The organism is Ferruginibacter sp. (genome assembly GCF_028288465.1).
GTDB lineage: Bacteria > Bacteroidota > Bacteroidia > Chitinophagales > Chitinophagaceae > Ferruginibacter.
Window position 1 is genome coordinate 1 of the sequence record NZ_JAQBNR010000023.1, and the last position, 20,615, is coordinate 20,615.

Sequence of the window (20,615 nt, forward strand, 5' to 3'; positions counted from 1 at the left end):
TGAACTTACAAGAGATAGTAATTTTCAAACAGCCACACGCAGGATGAATGAAGATCCAAAAGAAAAAATAGTGAATGAACAGGATGAAGACATCATCCTGAATTTTGAGGATGATAAGAATTTAGCGGATGAAAAATTACAGGGCTTTGAAGAAGGAGTTAAAAATGATTCTTTAATCCCTGAAGAAGACAACGCCGGGACAGACAAGGATAAAGTATAAATCTCTAATAATAACCGTATATCGTTATACGTTTCCTCTTACTTCACCGGGCGAATAACTTTGCCCGGTTTTTATTTTTTACTATTTTCTATTTACGCATCACGGTTTTTTTAACACCATCAAAAATGCTTTTCCAGAGAAAGTTGAAAAACGATTTGTGTATGTCCCTTTCAAAATCAATTTCACCGGTATAGGTATTACCATTTTTGGGATTGTTATTAACTATCAAAGTGTTCGCCAGTAATGAGACAAGCCCCCGTTTCTTTAGTTCATCATTATCGTCCATCTTTAATACTGATACACCCAAATTATTATATAAAAAAGTAGTGTTTCCCTTTGACTTGTAATTATTTCCGGTAAGGTCAAATTCCAACCTATTAATAGTGCCGTTTTTTATAGCTGCCAGCCCCAAAGGTTCTGTAATACTATTTAAGTCGGTAGCGTTCATGGCGCCTAAAGAACCGGCTGCCGAAAAAGTGCTATCCGATTGATTCAACGGCATCCGCCACTCAGTAACAATATCAGCAGCGTTTAAAAATTGAGCCTTCGCGTTTAAAACCAGTGTACTATTTGTTTTTATCCTTGCTGCAATATTGGTGACATTGCTCAAAGTCGCATCGATATGGGTAAAACCTACAATGCCTGTCTTCCTGGATTTTCTTCCCCGTTCTTTATACAACACCTCACCATCATGCACCAACAGCCTTTTTATATATAATTGAAACGGTAATTTCAACAACGTCTGGTAAGGATATCTGCCTACTTTGTTGCTGGTATTAAACGGCAAGGTGCGATCGTTAAAAACTTTTAGCATTGCCCGTAAAGATACCTGGTCTGTTTCCAGCACGTTATCGCTGATAAGTTTTTTAAAATTCAAACCACTTACATTGATATCAATTGCATCAATATCATACCGGTCCTTTTGAATGGAAAGGCTTTTTACAAAAGCTGCCTCAGTTAAAAGCGGCTTATATGCAACATGCTTTACCTTTATTGTACCCGCCTTATTATTTAATACCAACCCTTCAGCCCTCACCTTGTACAAGTTATTTTTAGTGATAAATGAAAAACCGCCTGCAGATAAGTTCCAATTGGCATTACTAACCAGGTTGCTTAAAGTGCCGCCATTGGTACTGCTGACAATATCTGCCGCAGAAAACTGAACATCATTTATTTTAAAGGGAGGCTTGCCGGGTTTTTCAGGATCTTCAATTATAACAGTGGTTTTGCCCAACTGTATGCCACCAATCTGCGCTTCATCTATGAGGTCGTTTGTTAACACGGTGGACTCGTTACCAGACTGTAGCTTTTTGCTTTTTTTGTAGATCGTTATCAGTCCGCCATCCGCGGTCACCACTCCTGCCTTTAGTTGTTGAAATAAAATAAAAGCGTCTGTATTCAGGTTACTCACCTGCACATTTTTTATGTCCACCAAAGCATCGGTATTGTGTTGTTTGTATTGCTGTACACCACCTGCTTTCAATATTTTTTTTGGTGCATCATACACTAAATTGGTAATATTAATACGGCTGTTATTCTCAGACTCGGGCAGCTGAATATTCTCAACAGAAGCTGTAACGTCTTTTATAAAATAACTGATGATATTTTGATAATTCCTGGTGCTGTCAATTAAAAAATTATTAAGCGAGATGTTGATATTTTCCAGGGTAGTTAAAGGCTTTCCTTTTTTATCGGTTATTAAAACAGTACCGTTTACTACACGAATAGTGTCGCCGCGTATGCTATTAAACCTGCCCAGAATTTTTTTGTACAATTCAAGTGTATCGTTGTAAGTAAAAGGTTTCGGTTTATCCGCACCTGTGTTTATTATTTGAATACGTGGCTTATTAATGATGATTGCTTTAGCTGACACGTGTTGCCCCTGAACCAACCCCGGAATATCTACCCCTCTTACAGTTACTTCTTCTACCCTGATATTATATAAGGCATTGGGTAAGCTATCCCCTGCCTTTAGCATGGCCTGTTGCAGGCTATCGCTTTGTAAGGTAATTTTATAAAACGACGCATTGCCGTTGATTTCATCAATCTGCGAGCTGTCGTAGTGTATAAAATATAAGCTGTCAGATTTGTTTTCAATGGCGTTCTGTATGGCATTTTTTACAATTCCTTTTTTATGTTGCTGCCAGTAAATGTACCCTGCTATAGCACCCGCCAGGACAACTGCCAGCAATATTTTAAAAAAAATCTTCATTGTAAAAAATATTATTAATTAGTTGGAACATGCAAAATTTCCTGACCATGCTTTACCACCACTCTACTGCCATTATAATAATTGATTTAATGGCAACAGCATTAATTTAAAAAGGATAACCAATAGCGATATTAAAAACAAGGTTTTCCCTTCGCCATGTTTTATCACCCAGGGCAATCTTATCAATTACCCATCGTTGTCCATCAGGCAGGTAGGGCTTGCGTAGGGGTATTCCGAAATCAAATCTTAATAAAATTACACTGGCGTCCACACGTAGTCCAATACCTGACGCCACGGCGAGTTCTTTCAGGAAATCTTTTTTTAACTGTCCGGCTTTACCGAATAAAACAGTGTCCCTGGTCCATACATTTCCGGCATCAATAAAAAAAGCAGTACTAAACCTACCTACGATTGGTATACGTATTTCGGTGTTGCCAAGTAGCTTATAATCACCGCCAATGGTTTGATAATATGCCTGGTCCTGCAGGGTAGGTTTATAACTTCCGGGGCCAAGTGTTCTCACTGCAAATGCCCTGATAGAGCTTGATCCGCCAACAATGTACTGTTTTGAAAAGGGCAAGTAAGCAGAATTATTATAGGGAAACCCAATGCCCAGTTGCAGTCTGTTAGCCAATTGCCATTTACTGCGAAATCTCCGGGTGTAACGCAGATCCATGTCTCCTTTTACATATTGGGCAAAGGGTGCGCCCAGCACATTTTTCGAACGCGGTTCTTTGGCACCTGATATTAGTCCAATGGTGGTGCCTGCAACTTCGCCGTCTAATTTCAGGAACCACTGATTTTTACCCAGTGGATTTAATGTGTTGTAAGTATAACTATAATAAGATGACACAATCGCCTCGCTGTACACATTGGTTAACAGACCTGGATTTAATGCGGCTGCCTTATAAAAGCTGTCTGTAACATTGGCCGCATTTACATAAGTAAAAGAAAACGGTGAGAAGATATGCTGCTTGTTTGCACTTTCCCGCCATTGAAATTCGTAGTTAAAACGAAAGATATTTTTGGAGTAATAATTTCTTTTGATAAAATACTCATAGCCCAGCAGCAACTGGGTACGTGCAGGGTAAAGGTTACTTTCATGTACACGAAAAAATGGGATTAAGTACCGCGGAAAATTTAAGGTTGCTTCTGTACCAAAACGATAATTGTTATTTCTTTTAAGCGAGTCATTGGATGATACTTCAAAGCTGCCATACATTTTTACGGCCAGTTGTTCAGATCCATGAAAAGTGTTCCTGTTCTTCCAGTTAATGCTTAGCTGCGAACCCACATATTTATTTTCCTTGCTAAAACCATCTATCTCTCCCTGCAGCGATTTCTTTTTAGCCGGAGTTAAATAATAAAACACATTCAGACGGTATGGATTGGCCGTGTCCTTAACCGCTTCAAAACGGTTTTTAGAAAACTTAAATGCGCCCAGGTTGATCAGCCTGTTGAGCGTTGTATTCTGATCAATACTGCTATATAATTTACCAGGCCGGTAGGTAATGGTACGCTTAAATAAATCCGGCTTAAAATCATGTATGGTGTCTCTTACAGATAATCCGTCCACATCTGTTGTGCCCACTTTACTGGTATCGGGCGGGGGGCGCAATAACGTATAGTTGGGAAAAACGGTGATGCGATTAATGGTGAAAGGATGTTTGGCAATTTCGGGGGTGGTGTTCTTTATATTAAAGAACAGATCAACCTGGTAATTACCAATGGTACTATCTACGTAGGCCATGATGTAATCCGGATTGAAGTTGTAGTACCCTTTTGTTTTTAACCTTAGGTCAAGCCGCTCTCTTTCAGCTTCAATATCGCTGAGGCGGTAAGGCATCCCTTTTTTTAACAGGCTTTTTCGCTTTCTTTTGGTATCCAGTTGTTTCAGTAAAGCTGAGCTGTCGTTTACCCATGTAATGTTGCGGATAGTATGTTGCGGAAATACATTTGCGTTGTATACCGCAGATGTAAAATAACTTTTATTAACCGTATCGCCAGTTACCGTACTATGGAAATAGCCAATATTTTCAAGGTAGGCATTCATATTTTCGGCGGTAACTTTTGCATTTACCCGGCTGCTTAACACAGGGGGTTCACCCAGTTTATTTCTTAAAAATGCCCTGAATCCTTTAGGTCGTTTCGGTTCGCCAATAAAATAATACCACCATACTTTATAAGGCTGACCCAACAAAAACTTGTTAGGTTTAGGCCTGGCCGCCGCTTTTAACTGGCTGCGCAAAGTCTTTGCAGATGCTTTCACATCTTTTTGCTTTTCCACTTTTATAGTTGCGCCCCGGTACAGCCTTTCGCCGGGAGGAAGCCGCTTACCAACGCTGCATCCCGCAGCAGTTAGCAGTAAAAAAAACAAACCATATATGCTGAATCCCTTCATCTTTATTTTGTAGCTTTTTTCTTTTTTCTTTCAAATAGTTCCCTGAACTTATCATAGTCCATCGTAACAACAAACGCAACGCCTGTTTCAAGCACGTAACCATCCAGGATTACTTCAAACTGCGTTTTTTTGTATGCTCTTAAAAGATATTTGCCATCCTGGCTTAACTTATAATTGACAGTTACATCTGGTAAAAATCCACTTCCTTTTTGTTGTGCTGCTTTTGCTGCGGCGTCCTGGCCTTCTATACCAAAATTTTTTCCTACGCTGATGCTTAAACGGTCGTTCACAAAACTCTTGGTTACTGCCACATTCAAATCCGTTCGTTGCTGGGCGTCGCCACTGCTGTAGTCTTTGTAACTATTCAGATTAAGATCAACGTCCAATCCTTTAAAAAGATCAGAAGCAATATTATCCAATGCAGAAGAAAGAAATTTACTAACGCTTTGCCTTGCCAAATCTCCAAAGCCTCCACTACTACCGCCAGAACTGCCGGTAGAAAAGAAGTCGGTACTTTGTTCGCCTACAAAACGGTTGAATAAAAGCAGGGAGAATACCTGACGGTTAGTTGCAGCCACGTCACCCTTTAGCTGCGTTAGTTTATTATCAATTGTAGTACGCAGTTCACTGCTAATATTCAGGTTTTTGCTTTCTTCCGGTAATTCGATATCGAAACTAATTTCGGGCTTAAGCATGGTTCCTTTCAACGTTAATAAAACCCGGAAGGGAATTTCCTGTTTAAAAGTATTGGCGAGTCTTTGATCAACTGTACCTACTTCATTTCCCAACAAATCTTTGGCGGATGTGTTGGCGATGTATTCAGCGGTAATATTTATTTGTGCGTTGGTAGGCGGTCCGCTGAAAGCGATGGTACTGCCCGGTAATAAATTAAACTGCTTTCTTAAAAACTGGTAGTTTAAAATGTAATATCCACTGCTAAGCTCATAGTTACCTGCTAAAATTATATTGCCGCCAGGGTCTACGCCAGCATTCAATTGTGCATCCCCTTTTAATTTTAATTCATCGCCCGTGCCTGGATCGATGATGATAGTGAGTGTTGCGGATTTGCCTATTTCAATATTGAGGTTGTAATTTAGAAATTGGGCAAATGAAGCCTTCACTTCTTTTACCGTACGAAATGGCACTTTCTCGGGTAATGCAAAAGTGTCACGGTCAATAAACCGGACTACTGATTTGGCGGCATCTTTATTTACATTGCTTTCGGGCAATACCAGCGTTACATCGCTTTTATCATTCAGAGAAATATTGCCCTCGATATCAGGAGATGTTGAATTTCCGGTCACGGAAATATCAGCATCCACCGCCGCAAAACCATACACTTCGTTTGAAAAGGCTTTGGCCACATTTACCAATGTAAAGTTGTTAGCATTGACAGCAAGATTTAGATTGTACTCTGATATGGATTTGGCAGTCACCTCTCCATCCAGCACAAGGGTATGATTGGCAGAATCTTTTACCGTAAAATTATCAAGGGAAATAGTGGGATAATCAAAAGAGATTTTCTGATTATTAATGGCATAGGTAGTACCCAGCCTGGCAATGCTGAAACGGGTGGTATCAAAACTTACAGCCCCATTCCAGTGGGGCTCCGTAAACTTTCCGTTGACAGCGATATCACCACTGATACGGCCGGAAGAATTGACGAGGTTCCCCTGCGAAAAAGCCTGCAAGGTGGTCATATTTAAATTGGCTATTTGCATGGCAATGTCAAACTGTTTGGCATCATCATTTAAATAATACGCTCCTTTTACATTCACCTTATTGCCATTGCCTGTTAAATCCATTGCAGCCGATATAATGTCTTCGCCTGATTTTTCTGTAATGAGGTGTATGTTTCCTACAGGTTGCTGCATAAACTGCAAACTATCTGCGTTGATATTGCCGGTAAAGGCCGGTAATTTTTTGTCAAATTCAGCAACGGAAAATTTGCCATTGATTATGCCAGATGCCAGCAAAGTGTCGCCGTTGATCATGGAGGTTATATCTCTTATTTTAAAACTACTGATGGTAACATCAACAGGACTGTTTAATACATTTTCCCTGCTGGCGGCAGCTATCTTACTGCTATCATAACTAACCAAAAAATTATTGACCAATATACCTTCCGGCGAATAAGTAATTTTGTTATCAGGCGCAACCACCCATTTTTTATAATTAAGTAATAAGGTATCTTTCAAAGAAAAAGTATATCCGTTATTTATTTGCGCAATGTCTGCTCCTATTAAAAAACGGTTGTTATTTTTTACATCTTTGGTAGAAGCGGTAACACTTAAACTGTCACCTGCAATTGCTGCAACAACAGCAGTTTTGTAAAAACTATTACTGCCAAAATGCAACGTATCAAAATTAATAGCCCCCGAAATATTTTTATTGAGAGAAGCTATGCCGATGCTTCCGTTACTTACACTATTGGTTTTATACACCAGGCCGGGCACCGTTGCATTTAGCTGCAATGCACTGTCCTTTGCATTGGAAGCATAGCTTCCTTTAAAGGCAATGTTTTCATATCTAAACCCTGGCATCAAACCTTCCACCACCGGGCTTTTTTTAATAGTGCCACTAAAACTGATCTGCTGCGGCGGAACGTTCCTGATGATAGTATCTGTTACGTTATAGTATTTGTCAATATACTGCAACAACGAAGGACCAATTTTATCGTATGCAAATTTTCCGTTGGCAACAATATCCGCCATTGGCGAAACAAGGCTGATATCGTTCACTCCGTTGGAAGTAGTGGCTTTTGCAATGATGCTGTCCAACGCATACCGTTTGTCTTTAATCGTTAAGCGGGACGAATCAATTAAGGCATAAACGTCCATGCTATCCGGATTAAGATTGTTAGCTTTTAAAACTGCGTTGAAAGATGCATTTAAAGTATCAGCATACAAATGAAGCATTTTCAGTTCTATGGTATCCAATCGTAAATTTGCCTGCACAGCAGGATATTGCCCCTTTACATTTGCGGTGGCATCATAAGTAAGTTTTATATAGGGATCATCAATGCTTCCTTCACTAACAATGTCTCCATCTTTTAAATTGGCGCTGAACACAATATTTTTATAGTCATATTGCTTTAACCTCACTTTTTGCACAGTCGCTTTTACGATGGCATTCATTGTCTTATAATCAAACCCGTTGCCTTTCGCATAGCCGTTAAAGGTTAAACTTCCGACAACTGAATCTTGTCTTATCAGTTTACCAACCTCAAAATCCTGGGTTGCGAACTGCAGATCGTAGCTTGCTTTTTTGGGATCTTTAAAATAATGTATGTATCCATTTACTTTGGCAAGGCCGTAACTTCCCCGGAGGGTAAGGTTTGGCTGCACATTATTCATATCGCCTTTAGCTGTACCCGTAAGCATCATCAGTTGAGGCAGATTAATTGTGGGCGGAATAGTACCGGGCGGAGTAAGGGCTTCAATAAAACTTCTCTTAACCCGGCTGTTGGTAATAACCACATCATACTGAAGTGCTGAGGGTTTATCTATATTTTTAATTGTGCCTTTTCCCTTTAAACTAAAGGCAGAGCTGTTGATACTAATATCTGCTTCACTGCTTTTCATATTACCCTTCAGGTGTGTACCAAAACTGAAGGTAGCAGGCAGTTTACTCACCAGGTCATTGGTAGCGTAAGCGGCCGGCATAAATTTTATAATATCCGATTTAGGTAAGTTGCTGTTAAAGATAGTAACATCGTAACCCAGGTTATTGGTATCGGTAACATTGTATAAAACTGCTCTTGCATTTATACTGGTACCGTCTAACCCCGACAACTGTAAAACGGGAATATTCAACACCTTCAAGGTTCCGTTGACGGCGGCAGATATGGCTATCAATTTATTCCTGAATTTTTGTTCCGGCATGTACTTCTTTACAAAAGGCGCTACCATATAAATATCATTAATGGCTATCCTTGTATTTTTCAACTGTACATCTACCCGGCTGTTTTGCGGGTTGGTGGTAATCTTTTTTATATCATCATATTTTATCACCAGTTGATTTTGAATAACACTCTGTGGTGTTTTTACAAACAGTTCTTTCAATTCAACTCCCTGATTACTGTACCTTATTTTGGCATGCGTAGTATCTATTATAAAACCACTTTTATCTGCAAAGGCAAGCTGCCTGATATCGGCCAGAATGCTGTCATTGGAATAAAATATTTTACCGGTGCTGATATTGATTTTGTTCAATCCAATGTGGGAATAATCAAAGCCGGGTTGAGGCGCTTTATTGTTGTCATCATAAACAGCAATATCATTTTTTAACGACAATTGATTGATGGCCAGTTTCCAGTTGGTGTTTGAAGCAGCACTGCCCGCCACTGAATGAGCCGCCAGTTTTGGCGCCGTAAATTGTATAGAAGAGCTGTCCAAAACAACACCGCCCAGGCTCGCATTTTCAGCAGCAAGATTGAGGTTGGTTTTAGTAACCTCCAAATGTTGTATGTTATTGGCATAATACATTCCGTTTACTTTATTTTGATACGCAACTTTTATATCAGCAAGCCTGATATTACCTGCATTAAAAAAAAAGTCAACGGCTGTGGTATCTGTAGCAGTAGCTGGAATCTCCTTTGTTGTAACCATTTTAAAAATAATACCCGAGGCAATAAAATCATCCACACCAAAGCGCATCCTGTCTGGTTGAAACTGGTTTAAATTAGCCACCGCATTTTTTATACCGGCAGTAAAAATATTACCTCCGTAATTATCAGTATACTTCAGGCGGATATCATCCAAGATCAATTTTTTAAAATTAATTTTCAACGCCGCAGTATCGGCAATAATAGTTGTATCCTTTGTTGCACCGGCAAATGCATTCATAACAAACTGATAGTTGAAAGTGGTATCATTTTCAGGCCTGAAAATATTGGCGTACATATTTTTGACTGCCACCTTGCCTATATCTATTTTACCGGTAATCAGGTGAAGCATGTTGATGTCAACTGAAATTTGTTCGCCGTATAACAAAGTATCTTTTCTTTCGTCTTCCAGGTATATTCCTTTTAATTCCACCCACTTGGGCAGGCTGAAATCAACGGCCTGAATAGATACTTTAGTTTTTAATTTTTGCTGCAGAAAAGATTGAAGTTTGTTTCGGATGAGCGCTTTGCCAGAGGAGGTATTTATATAAATGAATACAGCGATTACAAGAAAGAAAATGGTACACAACAGGTACAAAAAAATTTTACCTGTCTTTTTTAAAATTGCTTTTGTTGTCATTCACTAAACCCGGTTTACCTTGCTACATGTATCAGCTACCACTTTCAGTAACCATTAATCAACCATATGTAGTAAAATATTATGCCTGTTTTAAAATAGCTGTATTTGCACCATCCTTTTCACTATTGCAAAACATTTGGGTACTTACGTGGAATAAATTCTACAAGATGTATTAAGCGAGGTTGGATAAACATTGATCGATATCAATTCCTTTACCAAGCACACCTTCAAAAAAATCACCGGATTGATGCACCCTCGCCAGCATATTATGAATGGTAAAGTCACCGGGGTGAAGCCCTTTCTTTACTTCTTTCCACTGTAACGGGGCAGATACTGTGGCTCCAACTTTTGGACGTAAACTATAGGGCGCTGCAATGGTTTGGCCACGCCGGTTTTGCAGATAATCCAGGTAAATATGTTCGTTCCCGCGTTTAGAAAGGCTGCGTTCCAATGTGGTAAAAGCCGGTAGTATTTCACTTACCTTACTGCAACAAAAATGCGCAAAGTCTTTTACTTGTTCATACATATATTTGGCACCCAACGGAACATAAATATGCAGGCCTGTAGCCCCCGAAGTTTTACAAAAAGAAACGGCGCCGGCTTTGTCCAATAATTGCTTGAATGTGTTGGCAGTTTCAAGCACCTGTTCAAAAGTATTTTTTTCAGACGGGTCAATATCAATTAATAAATAGTCGGGTTTATCTAGATTTTTAGTGGTGGAGTGCCAGGGATTTAATTCAATACAACCGAGGTTATTCAGATAAGCCAGCGTGGCGGCATTGTTACAAATTATATAATCGATTTCCCTGTCGGCCGACTCCGAATACAGTTCTTTTGTTTTTACAAAGGAAGGTGCATCTTCTCCCGCATCTTTATGAAAAAATCCGCTGTCATGAATGCCATTCGGATTTCTTCTCAACGACTCCGGACGGTTTTTTAAATAAGGTAAAATGCAGGCACTCATTTGTTGGTAATAATCTGCCACCATACCCTTGGTAACATTATCTTCAGGAAAATAAATTTTGCCGGGGTGCGTGATTTTGATTTTGGCTTTTCCTATAACAATTTCTTTGTCACTTACATCGCCGGTTTGCGCTGCTGAAGCACTTTTGTTTGCGGTTGATGTTGCTTTGTTCATAAAGAAGTATTTACTATTCCGGCGCACTAATCAGGATGCTTTTTTTGTTTTGGCAGACAAACTTGCCTTTAACTGACCCATTAAATCTTTGGCTTTGCTATGTACTACCTTCATGTGAGCAGCGGCGGGTTTGGCTCCCTTAGCCTTAGCTTTAATCAATTTTAATAATTGCTGTGTATAAGTATCTTTATAGGACGAAATATTAAATTTGGCTGTTAACTGGTTGATGAGGGAAATAGCCATTTTAAGTTCAGCCGGCTTTACAGCAGAAGGCGCTATTTCTAATTCTTTCGGGTTCCGTATTTCTTCGTGAAACCTCAGCTGATTCAGAATCATGATATCTTCAGTTGCCCGCAAAATTGCAAGGTGTTCCTTGTTACGCAATACGAAAGTTGACACGCCAGCCTTACCTGTTTTTAGCAATGCCTCTTTTAGTAATGCATATGCCCGCACACCTGATTTTTCTGGTACAAGGTAATAGGGATTCTCATAATAAATGCTGTTAATTTCCGTCTCGTTTACAAAGTCACTTATTTCAATGACCTTGGTTTTTACGGCATTAGCCGATTCAAAATCCTTATCATCCAGTACAACGTATTTATCGTTTATCATAAAGCCCTTCACGATGTTGCCCCATGCCACTTCTTTTCCCGTTTTTTCATTTACCCGTTTAAAGCGGATATTTGCCAAATCTTTTTTGTCGAGCATATCAAGGTCCAGTTCGCTGCCCTGTGTCGCACTATATAATTTTACGGGAATATTTACAAGGCCAAAACCTATTGCTCCTGTCCAGATTGGTCGCATACATTGAAATTTATTTTTTGTAATTGCATTAGTTTGACTCTAATATTTTCATCACTATTTGCTCCTCAGCTGTCAGGCCACTTTTATTATCGTCTGCTTCAATTGTATCAAGTTGTGCCAGGTATTTCTCCAGCGATTTATTTTCATACAGCGATAATATTACCGGGTGCACGTAATATTTTTTACATACCGTGCGTGTATTGCCCAACTGCACTGATACCTTATCAAGGGCTTCCACTATTTTCTTTTTGGCTTCCGTAGCAGTGTCAAAAAAGCCTAACTCCTTAAAGGCCAAAAATGCATGCAGTGTGCCGGACCAGGTTCTGAAATCCTTTGCCGTAAAGTCGCCGCCACTTGTCTTTTTGATATAGTCATTCACCATACCGGAATCAATTGATTTGCGGTTTCCTGTTTCATCATAGTATTGAAACAGTTCTTTACCCGGAATGTCACGACATCTTTTTACGACAGCCGATAATCTTTTATTACGTAAACTAATATCGTGATGAACACCCTTTTTCCCCTTGAAAGAAAATTTAACTTCACTACCGCTTATATTTACGTGCTTATCTTTCAGGGTTGTTAACCCAAAGGAGCCATACATTTTTTCATACATAGTGTTGCCAACCCGAATGTTTGTGCGCTCCATTAAGCCGATAACCAAAGCCAGCACTTTTTCAAGAGGCAGTCCCGGTAAAGACAAATCTTTTTCTACCTGTAAACGAATAGCCGGCAGCACTTTTCCAAACTGGTATAAGCGATAATATTTTGTGTGGTTACGTAACAGGTTCCAAAGACTATGGTATCTGTACTGCTTGCGCTTTTTAACATCAATGCCTGTTGCCTGCAGGTGCCCATTGTCTGCCTCACATATCCACACATTTTCCCAGGCAGGTGGAATTACTAAACCTTTTATCCTTTTTAAATGCAGTTCATCCGTCACCTGTTTTGTATTGGGTGCAACATATAAAAACTCATCTCCCTTTTTAACCCGTTGTATACCGGGCTCTGTGTCGTGCACGTAAACTAAATTGATAGCCTGTGCTGTTTTTTCAGGATCGCCAATGATACGCCGGATTTTTCTTTTCGGTATTTGTAAAATTTCCTCCGCGACTGCTGCCATATTTCTTTACTTTATTTTCCTATCTGAAAGTATTGTGCCCTAATTTTTGATGCTGATGCAAATTGTTTCTGATAAAAAATATTCCCCTTCCTGTTAGTTGCGAGTAAATTTCTCTACACCTTCCTTCCTGAAAGTCTGTTTGTAAGGTAAAACATCGTGGTACACCATTTGAATTATTGTCATAAAATTAGTTGTATGGGCAAGGATAATAATCTCCGTTTTATACAGGATAAAATTCAGGAATTTAAGATGGCTATGTTCAGGGCTGAGATGGATTCAGAGCTTCAGCTACCGAACAACATCATTGCTACTTTTAAAACAGATGATGAAGGAAACGTGTGGTTTTTTACATCTTGTAAAGACGCTTATACCACGCAATTTGACAAGGATTTTTTTGCCCATCTGCAATACTACCGAAAAGGGCAGGACAGCTGTTTAAAACTGAACGGGAGAGCGTCAATTGTAAAAGAAGAAGATGCAGATAGTGCTCATGCAGACGCTAATTCCGGCACCGGCAACGTGGGGATTGTTTTAATCAAGTTTAAAATTTTACATGCAGAATACTGCGAAAATAAACAGGCAACGTTTTCGTCTGTAAAAGAAAAATTTAAAACCTTTTTTAACGACCTGTTCATTCCAGGTTCGCATAGAATATATGATTTTACTTAGTTGACGCATATTCTCTTTGACTACAAGCATGCTCAAAAATCAGCCACGTTTAACGGCTGATTTTTTTATGGGCGAAATTTCAGGCGTTTAAATCCTTCTGTACACATCACCGATACCAATGTAGCAAGACCCACCACGCCTAGTGCATTTCCGGGCACGGCGGTAGTTTTGAAGACGGTTTGCAAACCCGGTACAAATACAATCAGCAGTTGCAATGCCACTGTTAGCACAATTGTTACCCACATAAATTGATTGGCAAACAGGCTACGCGAAAATACACCAAACTGAAAAGATCTTACAGACAACGCATTGCCTAACTGTACAAAGCACAATGTGGTAAACACCATCGTTTGCTGTGCCTTAACGTCATAGCCTTGCCGGACAGCCCACCACTGAACAGAAAGCGTTGCTATGGTGATAATAACGCCGGTAAATAAAATATTTACGGCAAGACCTCCGGCAAACAAATTTTCGCCCGGAGGCCGGGGAGGTTTTTGCATAATATTTTTTTCTGCGGGTTCCCCCACCAGGGCCAAACCAGGAAACCCATCTGTTACCAGGTTAATCCAAAGCAAGTGGATGGGTAACATGGGAATAGAAAAGCCAAACAGTGGCGCCATAAAAATGGTCAATATTTCGCCCAGATTACAGGCCAGCACATACAAAATAAATTTGCGTATGTTGTCATAAATCCTTCTTCCTTCTCTGACCGCATTTACAATCGTAGCAAAATTATCATCCAGTAAAATCATGTCTGCAGATTCCTTACTCACATCCGTACCAGTTATGCCCATGGCAATACCAATATCGGCCTGCTTCAATGATGGCGCATCATTTACGCCGTCTCCCGTCATAGCAACAAACTCTCCCAGCTTTTGAAGTTGTTGTACTATATGTAATTTTTGTTTCGGTGAAACCCTTGCATATACCAGCGTGCTTTTAACTATACCTGCAAATTCCTCCGGCGCAAGGTCATTCAGATCTGCACCCGTTTTTATTCCATCGTAAGTGGCACCCGTTATTCCCATGCGGGCCGCAATTGCTGCGGCGGTAAGTGGCTGATCTCCGGTGATCATGACTGTTCGGATACCTGCTGTTTTACATTGACTAATGGCATCAATTATTTCGGGCCTTGGCGGATCAATCATTGCCACCATACCCAGCAATTCCAAACCTGTTTCTATTTCGTTGGTTACAACGGCAGGCGGCTGGTCAAATATCCTATACCCCAAAATTAATACCCTTAACCCGTCAGCAGCCCATTGCCTGTTTTTAGTCTGCCATTCCGGAATTTGTGGCTTACTTTTTTCATCGAGGGATTCCAGCATTTTTACCGGCGCTCCTTTCACAAATAAAATCCATCGGTTGCCGTGTTTATGCAAGGTGCTCATCTTCATTCTTTCAGAGTCAAAAGGCAGTTTTGCTACTCCCGGAAACTGGTTACGTGCAGCCTCTCTTAAAATGCCATGCTGCATGGCATAATCTACCAATGCTTTTTCTGTCGGATCTCCGAGCAAACCACCTGCTGCAAAACTTATTTCATTATTTAGCAGCATTGCATGCAGTAGCAAATCTTCTAAACCGGGCGCTGCGTACAGGTTTTCAACCTGCATACTATTTTGTGTAAGCGTACCTGTTTTGTCGGTGCAGATATAGGTGACAGAACCCAGTGTTTCCACGGCCGGCAATTTTCTTATCAACGCTTTTTGTTTTGCCATGCGGCGGGCTCCCTGCGCCAACGCAATAGTTATTACAGCCGGTAAAGCTTCAGGCAAAGCCGCTACTGCCAATGATAAAGCCGTAAGAAACATTTGAAAGGCAGGCTCACCACGCCAAAGCCCCAATGCGAAAACCAGCAGGCAAATAATAATTACAACAACAGACAATTGTTTGCTAAAGACCGCCAGCCGCTTTTGAAGCGGCGTTTGCTGGGTAGCGGGCGAAAGCATACCGGCAATCTTTCCCAGTTCGGTGTCCATACCAATAGCCGTCACCACCGCTTTGGCACTGCCCGCACTTACGAGCGTACCTTTGAATACCATGTTAAGCTGATCGCCGGGCACAAGATTTTGATGCGCTATTGTATTGGTATGTTTTTCAACTGCATTGCTCTCTCCGGTAAGCGACGCCTCCGCTGTAAGCAGCGAGTGAACAGCAATCAATCTTCCGTCTGCCGGCACAATATCACCAGCGTTTAGCAACATGATATCGCCAGGTACCAATTCTGCCGCTACAAGTTTTACCGGGTTATTATTCCGTATTACCAGTGCATAACGCGGATCCATTTGTTGTAAAAGCAGTATGGACTTTTCTGCATTGTATTCCTGCGAATAACCCATCCAGGCATTTGCAATTATTATGGCTAAAATTACGCAGGCATCTATATGTTCGCCAGCAATAAAAGAAACGACCGCAGCGCCAATCAATATCAGGATCATTATATCTGCGAATTGTCCCAGTAATATCGCGAGCCTGCTCTTTTGTTTTGTTTGCGTTAACACATTCGCACCGTATTTTTTTTGAAGTGCAGCAACTGTTTCGTCACTTAAACCTGTGAAGGATGTATTTAAGTGTTTTATAACATCGCCTGTACTAAGTTGATAGTATGTATTCATTTGCAACAAATCTTTGATAGCGTAAACATTTATCAGCAATAAGGTAGTAACAAAATTTGACAAATAAAATTTAAAAAAGACACAGGTTTAAAAAGTAAGAGCAGCGGTTAAGTATACCTGTAGAAACTATCAAGTCAGCAAAGAAAAGATTTTATTGCTGTTCAGATCAGCAAATCGGAACGTTATGTACCTGCGTTTATGGCCGGTGCGTTTTTTGCGATGATCAATAACGCCAGGCGGGTATTGGCAGATAGAGCTATAAAGTAATTTATCGCAAACACACGGAGGTATATCGTCGTTACTGGTTCTATCAACTTTATAAACTGGTTTGTTTGGAACCTGCTGAAATTTTGAGAAAAGAAATAATTTGTGAAAAGAATAGCAGTCAACTTTTGTAATTTTGCCCCGGTTAATCATCCATATCCGTTAGTTAATTAAATGTATTTAAGTAGGATTGGTATTCTACTTGTCAGACCAAACCTGTTTGATAACCAGCCAAAATTTTAAAGCTATATTGAATGAACAGGACGATTGCTATAGGAGACGTACATGGCGGATTAAAAGCGCTGAAACAGGTATTTGAACGTGCAGGTATTACTACAACCGATAAATTGATTTTTTTGGGAGATTATGTTGATGGCTGGAGTGAATCTGCAGGTGTAATTGATTATTTACTTGCCCTTGACAAAACAAATGAATGCATTTTTTTAAAAGGCAATCATGATGAATGGTGCGAAGAATGGCTAAGATCTGGAAAGGCAAACGGCACCTGGCTGGCACATGGCGGCGAAGAAACCATTAGCAGCTACTATGCAGCCGCTACAGAAGCCCGCAGCTGGCACCTTATTTTTTTAGAGCAACTGCCTTATTATTTTATTGATGCTAAAAAGCGGTTATTTGTACATGCTGGTTTTACATCCAATCAGGGTCCGCAGAAAGAAAGTAATATATCCGACTTAAACAGGGACCGTACCTTATGGGATATGGCAGTTACCATGCACCTGCGTGAAAAACCAGGCTCACTTTTCTTTCCCAAAAAATTAAATCTATTTAAAGAAATATACATCGGCCATACGCCTACAATTTATTATGATGAAGATGTTCCCATGCAATCCTGCAACGTGTGGAATATCGATACCGGGGCCGCTTTTACAGGTAAACTCAGCATTATGGATGTTGATACAAAACAATATTGGCAAAGCGATCCTGTGTATCAATTATATCCAAATGAAAAAGGAAGAAACAAACAGGATAATTAAGAATCGCATGGCAATCATATTGAAAAAATGTCCTTTCCAATTTAAATATCAAACAATATCCATTACCCATATTTTTGCCTAAAATTGGTACATGCTGAAAGGACTACTGCTCCGGGATTCTCAAGGCTCCGGCTTTGATAAAAAAGAAAAGACGCTTTATTTTTTATTGCTGTTTTTTTTCGCTAGCCTTTATATGCCGGGGATAACCTGGTTGTATAATGTTGCCATGTGGCTGTTTTTTGTGTATAGCTTTTTCTTTAATTCCATGTTACAAAAATGGGAATTGTTAAAGCAGCGAAAAGAGATATTGCTGATGATGGCTTTCCTTTTACTAAACGCAATCAGCGCACTTGTATCGTACAACCGGCATGAAGGCCTTTCCTTTCTCGGGATACGAATCAGCTTATTTGTGATTCCTTTTGCTATTGGTTCCATTTATGTCAATGCGCAGTTGAAAGAAAGGGTGGTTGCAGGCTTTGCCACTGTTACTGCCTGTGCAGCCGTCGGTTGCCTGGCCTGGGGTATGTATCGTGCCGGTGCAAATCACGACTGGTCTTTAATGTACAATGATAATCTCAGTGATATCATCAATTTTCAGTCAATTTATTTTGCCATGCTGGTAAACCTGGCTGTTTTTAGTTTCGTCTATTTGCTGTCTAAAAAATCAACGCTTGTTAATGAAAATTTATTGGTGCCTGTATTGATTATTTTATTGGTGGTGAACTTTTTACTTGCCAGCAGAATGGCCATTATTATTTTGTATAGCTCCGCATTTGTATTTGCCATAATCCAGATCATTCGCAAAAAAAAATGGCTGGAAGGCATTACTCTAATAATGGGATTGCTATTGGCTGGCTTTTTACTGGTAAAATTTTTTCCGAAAACAATCAACCGTTTTAAAGAGCTTAGCTATACCAAATTTGATTACCGCAGCGAAGCCAAAGAAAGCCATTTTAATATGGTCCTTACACCAGATCAGTGGAATGGCGCCAACATACGCATCGCGGTTTGGCAATGTGCCTGGACGGTTATTAAACAAAACCCGATTTTTGGTACCGGTCTGGGCGACAAAATGGATGTACTGAAACAGGAATATGCCAGGAAAGGCTTTGCGTTTGGCGTACAGACCAACAGAAATGTACACAATAATTACCTTGATGTATGGATGAGTTTGGGGCTTACCGGGCTGATTATTTTTTTAGCTGGATTTATTATTCTACCTGCGTATAAATGTGTCCATACCGGTGACTGGTATGGACTAATGATATTGATCAGTTTCAGTGTATCACTGTTTGCAGAAACCTATCTTGACAGAACGATGGGCAATAGTTTACTGGCATTTTTTATTGCGTTTATCAGCAGTTATAAAAAACGTCCTTAACGAACAGCTATTGATTATCTGCAAGGTACATTTCTACTGCTTTATTTGTTTCTCCAAAATAAGCCAGTGCGCCATGTTTCATATACGCAGTGCGGCCACAGTATTTTTTTATCACTTCCATACTATGGCTAACAAGTACAACGGTCTTGCCTTCTATCCAGGAAGATTCAAAAACTTTAATAGCTTTTTCCTGGAACTTCATGTCGCCTACAGCAAATATTTCATCTAAAAACATAATACTTGCTCCTGCGTTTACCGCAATCGAAAATCCCAGGCGTGCCACCATACCAGAAGAAAAATATTTGATCTTGGTATCAATAAATCCTTCCAACTCTGCAAAACTTACAATTTTATCAAAGATTGCATCAATGTCTTTAATCTTCATCCCCAAAACTGAAGAGGATACATAAATATTTTCACGTGCGGTAAGTTCGTGACTCATGCCAACACCAAGGTTCATTAGTAATGTAGTACCATTGATGTCAACAAAACCGGTATCAGTTGGATAAACGCCAGCAAGCAACCTTATCAGTGTTGATTTACCACAACCGTTCCTGCCTATCAGGCCTACACACTCACCCTTGTTAATTTCAAAATTCATCATCTTAATCGCTTCCACATTTTTGTTACGTGGTGGATTAAAGAGGTTGAACAGGCGGTGTTTTACAGTGTTGTGACTGTCTTCACTGATGTGAAATGTTTTACTGATGTTTTTTGCTTTAATAGCGATAGTCTGATCCATAGGTTATAATTTTTCAGCGGCTCTGGCGCCGAGTTTGTTTAACAATAAAAGGCCGACAAAAAGCAGGAAGATGGCATAGCCAAAATCGAAGGCCAGCAATTCAAAATCCGGCGCCACCCCGTCCATCATTACCCGTCTGGCATTAATTATAATACCAGCTAAGGGGTTCCCATATTCAAATGCGGGGAGTGCCTGCTGAAATGTGGACAGCTTATAGAAAATAGGCGAAAGGAAAAACAAAAATGAAGTAAACACAGCCCAAACCTGATTTATATCTTTTGCAAGAATATAAATGTTAGATAGAATCAATGAGCTCCCCAATGACAAAATAAATAAATTTATAAAAAGCACGAAAATCCAGCAATTGTTAAAAGCCATAGGTGTTGCTTGACCTTCAAACAAATGATAAAACAGAAAAAACATAATCAGGTTAAATAAAAAACCAATACTATTCGAAAATAGTGTCGACACATAAATTTCAAGTTTGTTCATGTTACTGTATTCGTACAGGTATTTTTTTGTATTCAGTATTTGAATTGTTCCAGTAGTAGACTCAACGAAAAAATTCCAAAACACAAGACCGATAAAAATATAGGACGCGAATGCAGGGACATCACTTTTTAAAATTATTTTAAATGCCACATAATAAATGCACATGTCCATTATTGGCTTTATCAACGCCCAAAGTAAGCCCAGCTTATTCTCGTAATATCTGAGCTTAAACTCAATTTTAGCGAGTAGCCACAACCTTTCAAATTTATTACTCCTGGTTGTCCAGTCTTTCAGTATACTAGCAATTATCATA

The 20,615-nt window shown here is 39.8% G+C and carries 13 protein-coding genes; 4 read left to right on the top strand and 9 right to left on the bottom strand.

What is annotated here, in order from left to right; translation table 11 throughout:
- The coding region (locus JWR61_RS11885; protein ID WP_301928027.1) for a hypothetical protein at positions 1-220 on the top strand (220 nt) is incomplete at its 5' end.
- Positions 221-308: 88 nt separating this feature from the next.
- Here the strand turns inward: JWR61_RS11885 and JWR61_RS11890 are convergent.
- The 6 genes from JWR61_RS11890 to JWR61_RS11915 all read right to left on the bottom strand — a co-directional run bounded on the left by JWR61_RS11890 (position 309) and on the right by JWR61_RS11915 (position 13,144).
- Positions 309-2,432, bottom strand: coding sequence for a hypothetical protein (locus JWR61_RS11890; protein WP_301928028.1), 2,124 nt, complete (start codon positions 2,430-2,432; stop codon positions 309-311).
- 106 nt (positions 2,433-2,538) lie between these two features.
- A complete protein-coding gene (locus JWR61_RS11895) occupies positions 2,539-4,833 on the bottom strand; it encodes a BamA/TamA family outer membrane protein (RefSeq protein WP_301928029.1) in 2,295 nt (764 codons plus the stop codon).
- A 2-nt stretch (positions 4,834-4,835) separates the two neighbouring features.
- A complete protein-coding gene (locus JWR61_RS11900; RefSeq protein ID WP_301928030.1) occupies positions 4,836-10,079 on the bottom strand; it encodes a translocation/assembly module TamB domain-containing protein in 5,244 nt (1,747 codons plus the stop codon).
- Positions 10,080-10,251: 172 nt separating this feature from the next.
- Positions 10,252-11,217, bottom strand: a complete 966-nt coding sequence (gene ligD / locus JWR61_RS11905) for a non-homologous end-joining DNA ligase (RefSeq protein WP_301928031.1) — start codon at positions 11,215-11,217, stop codon at positions 10,252-10,254.
- Between the two features lie 30 nt (positions 11,218-11,247).
- A complete protein-coding gene (locus tag JWR61_RS11910; protein ID WP_301928032.1) occupies positions 11,248-12,021 on the bottom strand; it encodes a Ku protein in 774 nt (257 codons plus the stop codon).
- A 28-nt stretch (positions 12,022-12,049) separates the two neighbouring features.
- Entirely contained in the window at positions 12,050-13,144 is a 1,095-nt protein-coding gene (locus JWR61_RS11915; protein WP_301928033.1) for a DNA topoisomerase IB, read from the bottom strand.
- A 195-nt stretch (positions 13,145-13,339) separates the two neighbouring features.
- Here JWR61_RS11915 and JWR61_RS11920 point away from each other — a divergent pair, with 195 nt between their 5' ends.
- Positions 13,340-13,813 (top strand): pyridoxamine 5'-phosphate oxidase family protein, encoded by a 474-nt coding sequence (locus JWR61_RS11920; RefSeq protein ID WP_301928034.1) that lies wholly within the window; start codon positions 13,340-13,342, stop codon positions 13,811-13,813.
- Positions 13,814-13,878: 65 nt separating this feature from the next.
- On the opposite strand, the gene JWR61_RS11925 is transcribed toward JWR61_RS11920, so the two are convergent.
- Entirely contained in the window at positions 13,879-16,428 is a 2,550-nt protein-coding gene (locus tag JWR61_RS11925; RefSeq protein WP_301928035.1) for a cation-translocating P-type ATPase, read from the bottom strand.
- Between the two features lie 518 nt (positions 16,429-16,946).
- On the opposite strand from JWR61_RS11925, the gene JWR61_RS11930 reads away from it, so the two are divergent.
- On the top strand, positions 16,947-17,687 hold the full coding sequence (locus tag JWR61_RS11930; RefSeq protein ID WP_301928036.1) for a metallophosphoesterase family protein: 741 nt from the start codon (positions 16,947-16,949) through the stop codon (positions 17,685-17,687).
- A 91-nt stretch (positions 17,688-17,778) separates the two neighbouring features.
- Positions 17,779-19,068 carry an O-antigen ligase gene (locus JWR61_RS11935; RefSeq protein WP_301928037.1) on the top strand — a complete coding sequence of 430 codons (1,290 nt, stop codon included), beginning with the start codon at positions 17,779-17,781 and terminating at the stop codon, positions 19,066-19,068.
- Positions 19,069-19,075: 7 nt separating this feature from the next.
- On the opposite strand, the gene JWR61_RS11940 is transcribed toward JWR61_RS11935, so the two are convergent.
- A complete protein-coding gene (locus JWR61_RS11940) occupies positions 19,076-19,810 on the bottom strand; it encodes an ABC transporter ATP-binding protein (RefSeq protein WP_301928038.1) in 735 nt (244 codons plus the stop codon).
- Between the two features lie 3 nt (positions 19,811-19,813).
- On the bottom strand, positions 19,814-20,614 hold the full coding sequence (locus JWR61_RS11945) for an ABC transporter permease (RefSeq protein ID WP_301928039.1): 801 nt from the start codon (positions 20,612-20,614) through the stop codon (positions 19,814-19,816).
- Position 20,615 lies beyond the last annotated feature (1 nt).

What these genes read in the sequence shown, in the direction of transcription:
- JWR61_RS11890 (WP_301928028.1), bottom strand. Translation starts at nt 2,432, where the DNA reads ATGAAGATTTTTTTTAAAATATTGCTGGCAGTTGTCCTGGCGGGTGCT.
- JWR61_RS11925 (WP_301928035.1), bottom strand. Translation starts at nt 16,428, where the DNA reads ATGAATACATACTATCAACTTAGTACAGGCGATGTTATAAAACACTTA.
- JWR61_RS11920 (WP_301928034.1), top strand. Translation starts at nt 13,340, where the DNA reads ATGGGCAAGGATAATAATCTCCGTTTTATACAGGATAAAATTCAGGAA.
- JWR61_RS11895 (WP_301928029.1), bottom strand. Translation starts at nt 4,833, where the DNA reads ATGAAGGGATTCAGCATATATGGTTTGTTTTTTTTACTGCTAACTGCT.
- JWR61_RS11900 (WP_301928030.1), bottom strand. Translation starts at nt 10,079, where the DNA reads ATGACAACAAAAGCAATTTTAAAAAAGACAGGTAAAATTTTTTTGTAC.
- JWR61_RS11935 (WP_301928037.1), top strand. Translation starts at nt 17,779, where the DNA reads ATGCTGAAAGGACTACTGCTCCGGGATTCTCAAGGCTCCGGCTTTGAT.
- ligD (WP_301928031.1), bottom strand. Translation starts at nt 11,217, where the DNA reads ATGAACAAAGCAACATCAACCGCAAACAAAAGTGCTTCAGCAGCGCAA.
- JWR61_RS11945 (WP_301928039.1), bottom strand. Translation starts at nt 20,614, where the DNA reads ATGATAATTGCTAGTATACTGAAAGACTGGACAACCAGGAGTAATAAA.
- JWR61_RS11915 (WP_301928033.1), bottom strand. Translation starts at nt 13,144, where the DNA reads ATGGCAGCAGTCGCGGAGGAAATTTTACAAATACCGAAAAGAAAAATC.
- JWR61_RS11930 (WP_301928036.1), top strand. Translation starts at nt 16,947, where the DNA reads ATGAACAGGACGATTGCTATAGGAGACGTACATGGCGGATTAAAAGCG.
- JWR61_RS11940 (WP_301928038.1), bottom strand. Translation starts at nt 19,810, where the DNA reads ATGGATCAGACTATCGCTATTAAAGCAAAAAACATCAGTAAAACATTT.
- JWR61_RS11910 (WP_301928032.1), bottom strand. Translation starts at nt 12,021, where the DNA reads ATGCGACCAATCTGGACAGGAGCAATAGGTTTTGGCCTTGTAAATATT.